14 protein-coding genes and 2 tRNA genes are annotated in these 14,260 nt (G+C 68.9%); 10 read left to right on the top strand and 6 right to left on the bottom strand.

Annotated elements, in window-relative coordinates:
* Window positions 1-10 precede the first annotated feature (10 nt).
* Complete coding sequence (locus LB823_RS03655) at window positions 11-1,231, bottom strand: CdaR family transcriptional regulator (RefSeq protein ID WP_224645417.1); 1,221 nt, start codon at window positions 1,229-1,231, stop codon at window positions 11-13.
* 108 nt (window positions 1,232-1,339) lie between these two features.
* Between LB823_RS03655 and LB823_RS03650 the strand changes: the two genes are divergently transcribed.
* The 5 genes from LB823_RS03650 (at window position 1,340) to LB823_RS03630 (ending at window position 5,979) form a co-directional block, all read left to right on the top strand.
* Window positions 1,340-1,978: a TetR/AcrR family transcriptional regulator gene (locus LB823_RS03650; RefSeq protein ID WP_224645416.1), complete on the top strand. Its 639-nt coding sequence runs from the start codon at window positions 1,340-1,342 to the stop codon at window positions 1,976-1,978.
* A 210-nt stretch (window positions 1,979-2,188) separates the two neighbouring features.
* The gene (locus LB823_RS03645) at window positions 2,189-3,025 is read left to right on the top strand and encodes a phytanoyl-CoA dioxygenase family protein (RefSeq protein WP_224645415.1); all 837 of its coding nucleotides are present in this window, start codon (window positions 2,189-2,191) and stop codon (window positions 3,023-3,025) included.
* Window positions 3,022-3,456 (top strand): RidA family protein, encoded by a 435-nt coding sequence (locus LB823_RS03640; protein ID WP_224645414.1) that lies wholly within the window; start codon window positions 3,022-3,024, stop codon window positions 3,454-3,456. Before LB823_RS03645 ends, LB823_RS03640 begins: the two co-directional genes overlap by 4 nt.
* A 59-nt stretch (window positions 3,457-3,515) precedes the next feature.
* Window positions 3,516-4,991 carry an MFS transporter gene (locus LB823_RS03635; RefSeq protein WP_224645413.1) on the top strand — a complete coding sequence of 492 codons (1,476 nt, stop codon included), beginning with the start codon at window positions 3,516-3,518 and terminating at the stop codon, window positions 4,989-4,991.
* A gap of 16 nt (window positions 4,992-5,007) precedes the next feature.
* Window positions 5,008-5,979 (top strand): hypothetical protein, encoded by a 972-nt coding sequence (locus tag LB823_RS03630; RefSeq protein ID WP_224645412.1) that lies wholly within the window; start codon window positions 5,008-5,010, stop codon window positions 5,977-5,979.
* 3 nt (window positions 5,980-5,982) lie between these two features.
* Here LB823_RS03630 and LB823_RS03625 read toward each other — a convergent pair.
* Window positions 5,983-6,056, bottom strand: a tRNA-Arg gene (locus tag LB823_RS03625).
* Window positions 6,057-6,164: 108 nt separating this feature from the next.
* Between LB823_RS03625 and LB823_RS03620 the strand changes: the two genes are divergently transcribed.
* Both LB823_RS03620 and LB823_RS03615 read left to right on the top strand, forming a co-directional pair.
* Window positions 6,165-6,698 carry a PadR family transcriptional regulator gene (locus tag LB823_RS03620; protein WP_224645411.1) on the top strand — a complete coding sequence of 178 codons (534 nt, stop codon included), beginning with the start codon at window positions 6,165-6,167 and terminating at the stop codon, window positions 6,696-6,698.
* Between the two features lie 50 nt (window positions 6,699-6,748).
* A complete protein-coding gene (locus LB823_RS03615; RefSeq protein WP_224645410.1) occupies window positions 6,749-8,779 on the top strand; it encodes an NADPH-dependent 2,4-dienoyl-CoA reductase in 2,031 nt (676 codons plus the stop codon).
* Here the strand turns inward: LB823_RS03615 and LB823_RS03610 are convergent.
* Together LB823_RS03610 and LB823_RS03605 are read right to left on the bottom strand one after the other, a co-directional pair.
* Window positions 8,776-9,177, bottom strand: coding sequence for a PPOX class F420-dependent oxidoreductase (locus LB823_RS03610; RefSeq protein ID WP_224645409.1), 402 nt, complete (start codon window positions 9,175-9,177; stop codon window positions 8,776-8,778). The two genes, LB823_RS03615 and LB823_RS03610, sit on opposite strands and share 4 nt — an antisense overlap.
* A complete protein-coding gene (locus LB823_RS03605) occupies window positions 9,174-9,632 on the bottom strand; it encodes a DoxX family protein (RefSeq protein WP_224645408.1) in 459 nt (152 codons plus the stop codon). Before LB823_RS03605 ends, LB823_RS03610 begins: the two co-directional genes overlap by 4 nt.
* Before the next feature lie 188 nt (window positions 9,633-9,820).
* On the opposite strand from LB823_RS03605, the gene cmrA reads away from it, so the two are divergent.
* A complete protein-coding gene (gene cmrA / locus LB823_RS03600) occupies window positions 9,821-10,627 on the top strand; it encodes a mycolate reductase (RefSeq protein ID WP_068742620.1) in 807 nt (268 codons plus the stop codon).
* A gap of 97 nt (window positions 10,628-10,724) precedes the next feature.
* Here cmrA and LB823_RS03595 read toward each other — a convergent pair whose 3' ends face one another.
* Together LB823_RS03595 and LB823_RS03590 are read right to left on the bottom strand one after the other, a co-directional pair.
* Window positions 10,725-12,272 (bottom strand): helicase HerA-like domain-containing protein, encoded by a 1,548-nt coding sequence (locus LB823_RS03595; RefSeq protein WP_224645407.1) that lies wholly within the window; start codon window positions 12,270-12,272, stop codon window positions 10,725-10,727.
* A gap of 27 nt (window positions 12,273-12,299) precedes the next feature.
* Window positions 12,300-13,307, bottom strand: coding sequence for a pyridoxamine 5'-phosphate oxidase family protein (locus LB823_RS03590; protein WP_224645406.1), 1,008 nt, complete (start codon window positions 13,305-13,307; stop codon window positions 12,300-12,302).
* Between the two features lie 66 nt (window positions 13,308-13,373).
* On the opposite strand from LB823_RS03590, the gene orn reads away from it, so the two are divergent.
* Together orn and LB823_RS03580 are read left to right on the top strand one after the other, a co-directional pair.
* Window positions 13,374-13,970 carry an oligoribonuclease gene (orn, locus tag LB823_RS03585; protein ID WP_224645405.1) on the top strand — a complete coding sequence of 199 codons (597 nt, stop codon included), beginning with the start codon at window positions 13,374-13,376 and terminating at the stop codon, window positions 13,968-13,970.
* 101 nt (window positions 13,971-14,071) lie between these two features.
* A tRNA-His gene (locus LB823_RS03580) sits at window positions 14,072-14,147 on the top strand.
* Window positions 14,148-14,260 lie beyond the last annotated feature (113 nt).

Genomic DNA, 14,260 nt, shown 5'->3' with positions numbered 1-14,260 from the left:
GCCGCGGATGTCAGTCGCGCAGCTGCACGAGCATGAGCGCTGCGACGACACTCGCGGCGTTCTCGGCGAGCGGCACGGGCAGGAGTTGGTCGGCTCGCGCCAGCCTCCGCTCGACGGTGTTCCTGTGCGTGAACAGGCGCTCGGCGGCCGCGGAGCCGTTGAACCGCTCCTGGACGTAGGTGAGCACGGTCTCGCGCAACGCGGGGTCGGCCGTGGCCAGGTCGCCCAGCGTGTCGGCGACGAACTGATCGGCCTGCGCCATGTCGGCGGTGAGCACCGAGACCAGAGCGACGTCCTCGTAGCGCACGACAGTCCGGGTCGAGCCGAGTCGGGCCAGCATGCGCTGCGCGGACGCCGCGTCGAGGTGGCTGCGGCGGAAGCCTTCGAGGTCCTGGCCCGGGCGGCCGAAGGCGAGGTGGATCCCCGGTGTTTCGGCCACGATCTGTTCGGCGGCCTCGGTCGGGGGGACCCCGTGCGCCGGCACCCAGACCCACAGGGCCGTGGTACTCGCGTTGAGGGTGAGCCGGCGCCCGGCACCGCACATCCGCATCACGGCCTCCGCCGCAGTGTCGAGGCCCGCCGCCTGCTCTGCCGAATCGCTCCAGATGATCGCGGCCACGTGGTCCCCCGTCAGTGCGTAGCCGAGGCGCGATTCCGCCCTCGCGCGACCGATCGGCGCGCCTTCGAGCAGCAGTTGGACGGTGGCGTGCCGTTCGGCGTTCGCCCCCTTGGCGAGAACGGCGCGCTCCTCGTCCACGAACTCGTCGAGCGCGGCGATCGAATCGTCGATGAACGTCGCCATCGAGCGCTCGGACACCTTCATCAGGTCCCGAAGCTCGTCGAGGTCGGTGGTGGCTGCGAAGCAGCCGTCGACCCACATCGACCACGCCCCGTGCTGCGCGCCGCGCCAGGAACCCAGGTCGTGCAGATCCAGGCCGCGGCGCACAACGTCCCGCGCGAATTGCAGGATCTCCGGATCCATGCTGGGCGGAACCCGCATTCCCGGCTCCTGGATGTTCGCGGACAGCCAGTGGAGCATGTTGGTCCGGTTCATTCGTCGGTCCGCATCGAGCAGTTGCGGGTCGTCGAGGAGGGCGCGGTATTCCGCCGACTCGTGGGCCGCCGCCGTCACCTCTTCCGCAGCGGTGTCGGCCGCGGCGAGCATGTGCTCCGCAACCAGCCGGATGAGCGCCGAGATGCGCACGCTCGGACGCGGCCACGATGTTTCCACCGTCGCACTCTAGCGCTGCGGACAGCCGATCGGTCCCGCTCCGACGAGCACCGCGAGTGCGACGCCGGGCCGCGCCGCTGGTCCGGTCCGACGTATAGGCTTCCGGTAATGGCAGAAGATTCGAAGCCGGATCGGGGCCGCGGTTCCGCTGCGCGGCGCGGCCGCCCGCCGGGAGATCACGCCGAACGGCGTGCCGAACTGCTGCGCGCCGCGACCTCGATCATCGCCGCCGACGGCTACGGGGCGTGTTCGCTGAGGAAGGTCGCCGATGCCGCGGGATGCACCACGGGCGCTGTCACCTACTACTTCACGAACAAGTCCGAACTGATCGCAGCGCTCGCCGAGCAGCGTTTCGACACGTACGAGAGCCTGGTGCACCCGGACGAGGAACGCGCGGGTGTCCGGTCGATGCTCGAGCGCTGGCTCGCCATGACTGTCGGCGACCGCGAGCAGTGGCCGGTCATGAGCCAACTGGTCTCCTCCGCGCGACAGGAGCCCGCCCTCGCGCACATCTTCCAACGGCGCTACGCACGGTTCCGGGCGAAGCTCGCCGACACCATCAGCGAGGGGCAACGTCGCGGCACGATCCGTACGGACATCCGCGCAGACATCCTCGCCGAGAACATCACCGGGATGGGCGACGGATGGGCGATGCTCGCCCCTGTCGAACCGGACCGGTTCACCCCCGCTCGGGTCGACGAACTACTCGACGCGGTCGAGACCCTGCTGCGGCCCGCCGCGGGCTGACTTCCCTGCCACGTACGTCGCGCGCTCACTGCGCGCGGCGTGGCTCGACGCGGTTCGGCATGCCCCTGCGACCACGTTCAGCACACCGTCCGACCACGCGAATGCAAAAGGGCAAGAAGCCTTCCCGATTTTCATAACAGCCGTTGTGTAAATCTGCGAACGGCGCTACTGTGGCTCGCATCACATCGTGAAAACATAGAAGGAGCAGCCATGAAGGTGACCGACGAGCAGACCCGTCAGTTCCGCGAGGACGGGATCACCGTCGTCCGGAACTGCCTGAACGAAGCACAGCTCGCAGCGTGTTACGAGACGTTCACGTGGAACGTCGCGAACCCCGGCCCCTACCACTTCCGGGCGCTCGAGGGGACCTCGCTCGCGACGCACATCGACAACGCGAACCCACACTCGAAGGCGAAGCTCGACGCGCTGGTCCAGACGCTTCCGTTCGCCGGAATCTTCCAGCAGCTCTGGGGATCCGAACACGTCTGGTACTTCGCCGAGGAGGTTTTCGTCAAGGAGGGCGGCAACAGCGGCCGCGGGCCGTTCCACCAGGACACCGCCAACCTTCCGTGGGCGGGCCCGCACTGGGGCAACGCGTGGATCTCGTTCCAGCACATCCCGAAAGCCAATTCACTGGAGGTCGTCCGCGGAAGCTGGGCAGGGATCGAGTACGACGGTTCCACATTCGCCAATGCCGACGATCCGACGGAGCCGCTTCACAACGACGGCGTGCTCCCCCGGCTTCCGCACATCGACAGGGATCTCGCCGCCAACCCGGACTCGTGGGACCTGGTTTCGTACGAGGTCAATCCCGGCGACGTCGTCTTCCTCCACCCTCGATCGGTCCACGGCGGCGCCCAAGTGGACGCTGCGACCCCCGATCGCCACACCCTGGTGCTCCGGTTCTTCGGCGACGAGTCTCGGTTCCGGGAACTTCCTACCTCGAATCCCAGGTACGCGCGGAACGGAGTCCTCTTCGCCGACGAGATGTCCAAGCTCAACGAGGGCGACCTCTTCCGCTCGCCGATCTTCCAGCAGGTCGCATGAGCGCCGCCGTGAAGACGCCCGTCGCGAAGCCGGCTCGCGAGTTCTTCAACCCCGGCGACCGAGCCCGGAAGTACTACGACACACTCCACTTCGCCACGGCGACCCGGTACGGGGACCTCGTGTGGGTCTCCGGCCAGGTGGGGATCGACCCCGCCACCGGGCTGCCCGCGGAAGGCATCGAAGCGCAGGCCCGCCACGCCTTCGAGGGAGTGCGGACGGCGCTCGAAGCCGCCGGCTCATCGCTCGCCAACGTCATCGAGCTCTCCACGTTCCACACGCACCTCTCTCGGGACTCTGCGGCGTTCATGGCGGTCAAGGACGAGTTTCTGGCCGAGCCGTACCCGTGTTGGACCGGCGTCGGCGTCACCGAGCTCGCCCGGCCGGAACTCCTTGTCGAGATCCGCGTCGTCGCGTTCACCGACGCCGCCTGAGCCGCGCAGGCTCCACCCTCCCCAGCGACCGCGGTCGCCATTTCCCAAGCGAGTGACCCATGTCCGAAATCCTCGTCCCCCACCACTCCGACGTCGTACGAGGTCGCGAAATCCTGGCCCGGATGGACCGCCTCCCCGTTCTGCGATCACATCTGCTGTGGATCGTCCTGCTGGCGGTCAACATGATGATCGAGTACTACGACAACGGCCTGAACATCCCGCTGGCCACCGAACTCCCCCGCGATCCCCGGACCGGCGTCGCGCCCGAGGCCGTCGGCAACGTGATCTCGATCTTCTACGCCGGCATGATCGCGGGTGCGATCGTCGGCGGCCGACTGGCCGACCGGTTCGGCAGACGTCCGGTCCTGATCTGGGGCACGGTGCTGTATTCGTGCGCCTCACTGGCCACCGCCGCATTCCCGCATTACGAGATGCTTCTTGTGTCGAGATTCATCACAGGCATCGGCGTCCAAGCCGTGACCTCGGCGCTGGTGATGTACATCGCCGAGCTCTTCCCGTCGGCGAAGCGCGGCCGGTTCGTGGCAGTCTCAACGATCTCGTTCACGGTGACGGCGCCCATCCTCGCAGCACTCGCGGCATTCATCCTTCCCGCCAACCCGCCGGGTGCGTGGCGGATCCTTCCCCTGGTGGGCGCGGTCGGGCTGTTCATGGTCCCGTTCGTCCGCGTTCTGCTGCCCGAATCGCCGCGGTGGCTGGTGACGAATGGGCGGATCGACGACGCCGAGCGCCTCGTCGATCGACTCGAGCGCGAGGCACGGCGGCGGGGCCACGAACTCGCTCCCGTCCAATCCGTTCCCGAGAGCGCCGGTTCGCGGCTCTCGGTCCGGGCCCTGATCATGAACCCCGCCCTGTTCCGCGTGGTGGCGGTCGTCGGATTCGGATGGTTCGGCGCCACCCTGGGGCTGTACCTCTATCAGAATTTCATGGTGGACGTGCTATACGCGATGCACCTGCACGCCGGGAGCGCCGAGGGCGCGGCACTCACGAGCTCGTACCGGTCGTACCTGATCTGGTCGTCGATCTACGTCATCACGCCCGTCCTCACGTTCTTCCTGATCAGCGTGCTCGAACGCAAGACACTGATCCTCCTCGCGTCGATCGCCTCCGCCGCGTCGATCGCGGTCATGGGATTCGGTGGCATCCCGGCCTACAACGCCGCGGCGGCGATCGCCACCATCCTCACGGGTGTCGTGTTCTCCGCGTACTACGCCTACATACCCGAGGTCGTGCCCACGGAGGCCCGCGGCATAGCGTCCGGCGTCATCTTCGGAATCGGTCGGACCGGAGCCATGGTCACAGGCGTGCTGTTCACCGCCCTGTATTACCCGGCCCCGAAGGGCACCTTCGGATTCGACCGCGCCGGGGTCATGCTCTTCGCCGCCGGCTCCTACCTCGTTGCCGCGATCGTCGTGGCCGCGTTCGGACCGAAGACCGCGGGCCGCTCGCTCGAAGAAGTCGCGAACCGAGAAATCCGTCACCGACGTGAGGAACGCCATGCCGACCCGGCCCACTGAGAGGGAACCCCTACCGATGCATTCGAGACGAATCGGCCTCTACGGCACAGGCCGCGCGGCGGCGCGAGTCCTCGACGAAATCTGCGCGAGCCGTCACCGGCTGACCGCCGCCGTCGCGTACCTAGACGCCGAGGCCGGACAGGACATCGGAACGCTCGTGGGCGGATCGCCGGCGGGCGTGCGCACCACGACCGACCTCGAGGCCGCGATCGGATCGGAGGCGTTCGACGTCCTGGTGTATTGCGGCCTATCCGGACCGGTCCTCGACCGCGCGATCGACGCGTGCACCGCCCGCGGCGTCGATCTCGTCCACGCCAACTTCGTGCACCCACGTGTCGTTATGCCCGCCCACCGGTTCGACGAGCTGAACGATCGAGCCCGTCGAACCGGGGCACGGATCGTCGGCACCGGGATGCTGCCCGGGTTCTGGCTCGACGTACTACCGGCGCTGCTGACGAGCGCCCTGCCCGGTCCCGTCTCGGTGGAGGGGATTTCGCGCGCGGACATCACGTCCTGGGGACCGCAGGTCCTCACCGACGAACTGGGCATCGGTCGTTCCCCGGATGCGCAGCCCGACGCGATCAGCGGCATGCTCCGCCAGTCCGCGACCATGATCGCGGAGGTCCTCAGGCTCGGATCGACCGAGGCCACGGCATCGGGAGGGCCGATCACGGCGACAGAACCCTTCGAGGTCGCGGGCATCGACGTGCCCCGCGGCGCGTGCATCGGCTTCGAACGGAGCGCAACGGTGTCGGACTCGGGCGGCGAGCGCGTCCGCGTCTCGTGGACCGGCCTACCCGCTGGCTACCAGCAGTTCAGATCCAGCCTGACGATCGCCGCCACCGGAGCGGACGGCACCGTCATCCGGATCGACACAGAGCGCCCCGCCGACCCCTACCCCGGCACCGCCGCCCGCCTCATCCACGCGGCCGGGGCTGTGGCGAAGCTTCCGGGCGGACTCCACACCACGATCGCACTTCCCATCTGAGAGCGCCCCCGGCAGGAATCGAACCTGCGACATTCGGATTAGAAGGCCGATGCTCTATCCAACTGAGCTACGGAGGCAGTGGTGCGGTCGACATCTTATCGGCACCCTCGCGAGGCTCCGAGTTGTGCATACAAGCGCAGTGCAACTAGTTGCATAGTTGCGATCGCCCCGGTAGCGTCGCGGGCGTGGCCCTCGAACACGCACTGCTCGTCTCCCTGAGCGAGCGCTCGGGCACCGGGTACCAGCTCACCCGGCGCTTCGACCGCTCGATCGGGCACTGGTGGCGCGCCTCGCACCAGCAGATCTACAAGACGCTGGCGCGGATGACCGAGAACGGCCTCGTCACCTACGTCGAACAGGCGCAGGACGGCAAGCCCGACAAGAAGGTCTACTCGATCACCGACACCGGGCGGAAGACCCTCTCGGAATGGATCCGTACCCCCGGCAAGGACGTCACCGACCGGCGCGAGTTGGCCACCAAGATCCGCGGGGCGGCACCGTCCGACCTGGCCGACCTGATGGCCGAGGTCCGGCGCGTGCGCGACCTGCACGCCGAGCGGGCAGAGCTCTTCCGCAGCCTCGAGGCCCGCGACTACCCCGAGCCCACCACGCTCACCGGCACGGACCTGCAGCAGCACCTCGTGCTGCGCGGGGGCGTGTACTCCGAACAGGGCACCGTCGACTGGCTCGACGAAGTGCTCGCCGCCCTCACCCCCTGAACCAGCCCTCCCATCAGCCCGGATCGATCAGCCGAATTAAGGATCAGCCCATGTCAGCGAAGTACCCCCACCTCTTCGAGCCCCTCGACCTCGGCCACACCACGCTGAAGAACCGCGTCGTGATGGGCTCGATGCACACCGGACTCGAGGACATGCCGTGGGACATTGGCAAGCTCGCCGCCTACTTCGCCGCGCGCGCCAAGGGCGGCGTCGGCCTCATCATCACCGGCGGCTACTCCCCCAACATCACCGGCTGGCTGCTGCCCGCCGGCGCGAAGATGTCGTCGCCGATCGATTCCCTCCTGCACAAGCGGGTGACCGACGCGGTGCACAAGGAGGGCGGCAAGATCGCGATGCAGCTGCTGCATGCGGGCCGCTACTCCTACAACCCGCTCAGCGCCTCCGCCAGCGCGATCAAGGCGCCGATCAACCCGTTCAAGCCCCGCGCGATGTCGGGCTTCGAGGTGCGCAAGACCATCCGCGACTTCGGCAACGCGGCTCGCACCGCGCAGAAGGCCGGCTACGACGGCGTCGAGGTGATGGGTGGCGAGGGCTACCTGATCAACCAGTTCCTCGCGGCACACACCAACAAGCGCACCGACGAGTGGGGCGGCTCCGCCGAGAACCGGCAGCGGTTCCCCGTCGAGATCGTGCGGGAGATCCGCAAGCGGTGCGGCAAGGACTTCATCGTCGTCTTCCGGCTGTCGATGGCGGACTTCGTCCCCGACGGCCAGACCCGCGACGAGATCCTCTCCCTGGCGCACAAGCTCGAGGACGCCGGCGTCGACATCCTCAACACCGACATCGGCTGGCACGAGGCGCGCGTCCCGACGATCGTGACCTCGGTCCCCCGCGCGGCCTTCGCGGCGTTCACCGCCGACGTGACCCGTGCCGTGAACATCCCCGTGTGCGCGGCGAACCGGATCAACATGCCCGCCACCGCCGAGGAGCTCCTCGAGCGCGGCGACGCCCAGCTCGTCCAGATCGCCCGGCCGCTACTCGCCGACCCCGAGTGGGCGAACAAGGCGCGCGACGAGCGCGCCGACGAGATCAACACCTGCATCGGCTGCAACCAGGCCTGCCTGGACCACGCCTTCGTGCACAAGAAGGTCTCGTGCCTGGTGAACCCGCGCGCCGGCCGCGAGACCGACCTCGTGCTCGCGCCGACCCGCGCCGCCAAGCGCGTCGCCGTCGTCGGTGCCGGGCCCGCCGGGCTCTCCGCCGCCGTCAGCGCCGCCGAGTGCGGACACAAGGTGGACCTCTTCGAGGCCGGCGATCACGTGGGCGGCCAGTTCGGCTACGCCGCGAAGATCCCCGGCAAGGAGGAGTTCAACGAGACCATCCGGTACTTCACCACGATGCTGGACCGGAACCAGGTGACCGTGCACCTGAACACCGAGGCGACCGTCGACGACCTGGCCGGCAAGTTCGACGAGGTCATCATCGCGACCGGCGTCGTGCCGCGCGTCCCGTCGTTCCCCGGCGTCGACCACCCGAAGGTCATCACCTACGCCGAGGCGATCAGCGGCGCCAAGGAGATCGGCGACACCGTCGCGATCATGGGCGCCGGCGGCATCGGCTTCGACGTGGCCGAGTTCGTCACCACCGACAAGTCCCCCACCCTGCACCTCGACGAGTGGAACGCCGAGTGGGGCGTCACCCGCCAGGGCGACGTGCCCGGCTTCATCACCAAGCCGGCCCCCGCACCGTCGACCCGGTCCAAGGTGTACATGCTGCAGCGCAAGAGCACCCCGCAGGGCATCGGCCTCGGCAAGACCACGGGCTGGGTGCATCGCGCGACGGTGAAGATGAAGGGCGTCGAGCAGCTGCGCGGCGTGAACTACGAGAAGGTCGACGACGCGGGCCTGCACATCACCTTCGGCGAGGAGCGCAAGGACGCGCGGGTGCTCGATGTGGAGACCGTGATCCTCTGCACCGGCCAGGAATCGGTGCGCGACCTCGACGCGGCGCTCGCGGACCGCGGCGTCAAGGCGCACGTGATCGGCGGCGCCGCGCTGGCCGCCGAGCTCGACGCGAAGCGGGCGATCCGCCAGGGCACCGAGCTCGCGGCCTCGCTCTAGCCCCGAAGGGCGTTGCCGCTGAACCGGGTGGGGCGGATCGCGATCTTGACGCGATCCGCCGCATCCGGCGGCACCACCGAGCCCTGGCCGTACCGCTCCGCGAGGCGCGTGTACAGCGACCCCGTCGGGTCGGGCTCGATCCGGTCGAGCACGCCCCGGATCTCCAAGTAGGCGTACGGATTCCCCTCGGGCAGGATCGAGATCGCCACCCGCGGCTCATGCTGGAGATTCCGGAACTTCTGCCGGAAGTCGGTGTGCGTGAACCAGATCAGCCCGTCCTCGAAGAGGAACCACATCGGGTTGACCTGCGGGCCGCCGTCGGGGCGGACCGTCGCCAGGTCGACGACGAGGGCCTGATCGAGGAGGGCACGCGCGGCTTCGGGAATGTCTGCGGTCATACCGCCGACTCTGCCGCATCCTTCTGGTCCACGCGCCCGGTCGCGTCCTTTCCGTCACTCTGATCCCCGGCCCGAAGGCGGCCGATCACGGCGTCGATGCTGATAGGCCCGGCGCCGGTGAACGCGAAGAGCAGGAGCACCCAGCAGTAGAGGACCGAGAGCTCGCCGTCGTTGGCGAGCGGCGAGAGCCCGTCGCCGGCGTGGAAGGCGAAGTAGGCGTACGCCATGGAGCCGGAGGCGATGATCGCGGCCGGCCGGGTCAGGGCGCCGGCGGCGATGAGGAGGCCGCCCACGAGCTGGATCGCGGCGCCCCACCAGCTCGGCCAGGCGAAGACGCCCGGGCTCGAGCGGCGACCGTCGAGGAAGCCCCAGAAGGTCGCGGCGCCGTGGAGCGCGAACAGCACGCCCGTCACGATCCGGAGTGCGGAGAGGTAGTACGGGGCCCAGCGGTTCATGTCTTCCACCTTCAGCTCGCGACAATGGCGAGGCTAACCTAATAGCACCGCGCCGCGGGCGCCACTTGAAACGCATCGCCGCAGGTCCAGCGTGCGCGAAATCGCCCCGCGGCACTCCGGGACCAGCGCGGTCACAGTGCGATCTTCGCGATGTCGACCCGTGCGTGCCCTCCCGTACGATCTGACCCATGCCAGTACCCGCACCCCATCAGTCCGCCCGCGCCGTCGTCACCGGCGGCTCCTCCGGCATCGGTGTCGCCCTCGCCACGGAGCTCGCCCGCCGCGGCCACTCGGTCATCCTCGTCGCCCGCAGCACCGGCCCCATGGAGGAGCTGGCCGCGAAGCTGCGCGCCGAGTTCGGCGTCGAGGCCGAGGTCCGCGGCGTCGACCTCTCCGATCACGCCGCGCGCGCCGTGCTCTGCGAGGAGCTCGCCTCGCGGGAGATCTCCATCCTCTGCAACAACGCCGGCACCGCGACCTTCGGCCGCGTCATCGACCTGGACTTCGACTACGAGCGCGCGCAGCTCGAGCTCAACGCCAACGCCGTCCACGACCTGACCCTGGCGGTGCTGCCGCAGATGGTGAAGCGGGGCAACGGCGGCATCATGATCACCGGCTCGGCGGCCGGTAACATGCCGATCCCGAACAACGCCACGTACGCGGCCTCGAAGGCCTTCGCCAACACCTTCTCCGAGTCGCTGCGCGGCGAGCTCAAGAAGACCGGCGTGCACGTCACCCTGCTCGCGCCCGGCCCCGTGCGCACCGAGCTCCCCGACCCCGAGGACCGCTCCACGGTCGAGAAGGTCGTGCCCGAGTTCCTCTGGGTCAATACGGAGTACACCGCCCGCGTGACCCTGGACGCGCTGGAGAAGAACAAGATGCGCGTCGTGCCGGGCCTGCTCTCGAAGGGCATGTCGATGGCGGGCCACTACACCCCGCGCGCCATCATGGCGCCCATCGTCGGCGAGATGTACAAGAAGCTCGCGGGCAACTGACCTCTCGGGCCGCACCGGCCCCGAAACGACGAAAGTCCGGTCATCGGATCCCACGATCGTGGGGACCGATGACCGGACTTTCGTCCGTCGTGCTCGCTCAGCGGCGACGCTTGGTGCCGAAGATGCTGCGGGACAGCTCACGACCGGCGCTGGAGGCCGCGGACCGGAGGAAGGACTTCACGGCGGGGTTGCTCATCACGTCGGAGACCCAGCCGGACTCTTCCTCCTCCTTCTTGGGCGCGGGCGGGGGCGGCGGCGCCTGCTCGGCGGGCGCGTTCTCCTGCTGCGCCTGCTGCGCGTTCTGCGACAGCTTCTCGAAGGCCGAGAGGTTGTCGACGGTCTGCGCGTACTTGCCCCACAGCGGCGATGCCTGCGCGGCCGAGCGGATCGCATCGTCGCCGATCGCGGACATCAGCGAGCGCGGGGCCCGCAGACGGGTCCACGCCACCGGCGTCGGGGCGCCCTTGTCGGAGAGCACGGTGACGATCGCCTCGCCGATGCCGAGGCTGGTCAGGGCCTCGTCGAGCTTGTAGGCGGGCGAGGTCGGGTAGGTCTTGACCGTCTTGCTCAGCGCGGCCTGATCCTCCGGCGTGAAGGCGCGCAGCGCGTGCTGGATGCGCGCGCCGAGCTGGCTGAGCACCGGATTCGGGATGTCGGTGGGCAGCTGCGAGCAGAAGAAGACGCCCACGCCCTTCGAGCGGATCAGCTTGACGGTCTGCTCGACCTGGTCCTTGAAGGCCTTCGACGCGTCCGCGAACAGCAGGTGCGCCTCGTCGAAGATGAAGACGAGCTTCGGCTTGTCCAGGTCGCCCGCCTCGGGCAGATACTGGAACAGGTCGGCGAGGACCCACATCAGGAAGGTGGAGAACAGCGTGGGCCGCGCGGCCTGGTCGCCCAGCTCGAACAGGGTGACCACACCCTGGCCGCCCGCGGTGCGCAGCAGGTCGCCCATGTCGATCTCGGGCTCGCCGAAGAAGGTGTCGCCGCCCTCGGCCTCGAGGTTGACCAGGGCCCGCAGGATCACGCCGGCGGTCTGCTTGCTGACGCCGCCGATGCCCTCCAGGTCGGCCTTGCCCTCGGCGGACGTGAGGTACTGGATCACCGAGCGCAGGTCCTTGAGATCCAGCAGCTCGAGCTGATTCTGGTCGGCCCAGTGGAAGATCAGGCCGAGCGTCGACTCCTGCGTCGCGTTGAGGCCGAGCACCTTCGACAGCAGGATCGGGCCGAACGAGGAGATGGTGGCGCGGATCGGGACGCCGACGCCGTTGGTGCCGAGGGAGACGAACTCCGTGGGCACATTGGCGGGCTTCCAGTCGTCGCCGGTGTCGGTCGCGCGCGACGCGGTCTTGTCGTTGGCCTCGCCGGGCTTGGACAGGCCCGCGAGGTCGCCCTTGATGTCGGCGAGCACGACGGGCACGCCGTTGGCGGACAGCTGCTCGACGATGAGCTGCAGCGTCTTCGTCTTACCGGTGCCGGTGGCGCCGGCGACGAGGCCGTGGCGGTTCATCATGGCCAGCGGGATCCGCACCTTGGCCGACGGGTCGACGGTGCCGTCCACGAGGACGGTCCCGAGCTCCAGGGCGGGCCCCGAGAATTCGTAGCCGGCGGCGATGGTCTGCGCCGGGGAGTTCGCGTTGTCAGTCACGGTGCAAACCCTAGCGTGAGACCTGGGTCAATAGAGGTTCTGGCGGTAGTCGAGGTCGACTCCGGCCCGCATGACCCTTTCGTTCGCCACGGCCCGCAGCACTCGCGCGCCGACGCCGCCCGTCGTGTTGCGTTTGACGTGGTCGGTCCAGACGGCGGACGGGCGCGGCAGTTCCGCGGTGTCCGCATGCCGACCGAGGTCCCACAGCGCCGCGGCGGCGATCCCCTCGCTCCGGGCGAGGCGCGCGCGGGAGACCTCGATGACGACCACGGCCTTCGGCGCCTTCCCGCGCTCGGCGAGTTGCTCGCGCAGTGCGGGATCGGTGCTGATGGTGGCCGTCCCGGTCAGCTCCACCGCCCGGCCGTCGCCGGGGACCAGAGCCAGCAGCGCCACATCGGGATTGCTGACGATGTTGTGCAGGGTGTCGGTACGCTTGTTGCCCGGGCGGTCGGCGATCGCCACAGTGGTGGGACCGAGCACGCGCAGGTCGCCCGCGGGGTCGCCGCGGGGGCTGCTGTCGGCGCGACCGTCCTCGTCGCGGGAGCTGATCACCGCGAACGGGGCGGCGGCGAGGAACGCCGCCGCGTCGGGTCCGATGGTGGCGGCGTCGGCCTCCGCGGTGGCCGCGCTGGGCGGCGCCGGCTGCCAGAGCCCAGAGCGGATCACCGCTTTCCCGCAGTGCAGGTAGGCCTCAAGGACCGCGAAGCCGCCGTCGCCGACGGCACCGTTCACGCGCAGCGTCTCGCGCCAGCCGGGAACGAGGATCAACAGCGAGGCCCCGCCCGGCGCGGCGTCGTCCGGGAGTGCGATCTCCAGGCCTGTGGGCGAGGCCTCCGACAGGAAGCCCGGCGCGCCGCCGAGGAGCCTCGTGCGCTGCACACCGTCGTGGTCGACGTAGCCGAGGACGGCCGCCGTGGACACCGCGAGGATCGTCCGGCAGTGCTCGTCGAGGTGGTCGATCGTCTTGAGCATCATCGCCGCGACGGGCTTCCCGACGGCCTTCTCGAGCTCCGGCACCGATCCGACTGGATTCATGAGGCCAGGCTACCCTCGCTGTTTGCTTCGGCTCGGCGCCTGACGGCGTTGGCTACGCTGATCGGCGTGGACGACAAACTCGTATGGGTCGATTGTGAGATGACCGGCCTCGACCTGACCTCCGACCGACTCATCGAGATCGCCGCCCTGGTGACCGACGGCGACCTGAACGTGCTCGGCGAAGGCGTGGACCTGGTGATCCATGCGGACGACGCCGCGCTCGCCGCCATGCCGCCGGTGGTGCAGGAGATGCACGCGCGCTCGGGCCTGACGGAGGAGGTCCGGGCGTCGACGGTGACCGTGCGCGAAGCCGAGGAGGCCGTGCTCGCCTACCTCCGCGAGCACATCGAGGCGGGCGCCGTGCCGCTCGCGGGCAATTCGATCGCCACCGACCGTCGGTTCATCGCCAAGGAGATGCCGGAGCTGGACGGCTTCCTGCACTACCGGATGGTGGACGTCAGCTCGATCAAGGAGCTGTCCCGCCGCTGGTACCCGCGGATCTACTTCGGCCAGCCAGACAAGGGACTGGCGCACCGCGCGCTCGCGGACATCCGCGAGTCGATCCGGGAGCTCAAGTACTACCGGAGCACCGCCTTCGTGCCGGCTCCCGGGCCGTCGACCGAGCAGATCGCAGCGGCCGTCGAGGAGCTCGGCCCGGCCTGAATCCGCTGGTCACCGCGCTCGACGGGGTGGAGGCCATACCGATTGGATTCCGCCGGAACCGTCGGGTAAAGTTCTTCGAGCCTGGCGATCCCAGGCACCTGGTGGGTGTAGTTCAGTTGGTAGAGCACCAGATTGTGATTCTGGCTGTCGCGGGTTCGAGTCCCGTCATCCACCCCAAGTGGAGAAGGCCGGTTGACCAGCGTGAATGCTGGTTGACCGGCCTTCTTTCGTTTCTGCGGTAGTTCGGCAGATTCGGGCCGCGCATCCTTAGCGCATCCTTGCGCACGATC

It is taken from the genome of Tsukamurella sp. M9C (assembly GCF_020169415.1).
Taxonomy (GTDB): Bacteria; Actinomycetota; Actinomycetes; order Mycobacteriales; family Mycobacteriaceae; genus Tsukamurella.
Note: the sequence above shows the minus strand (reverse complement) of the source record. Positions and strands in the feature narration are given on the sequence as shown.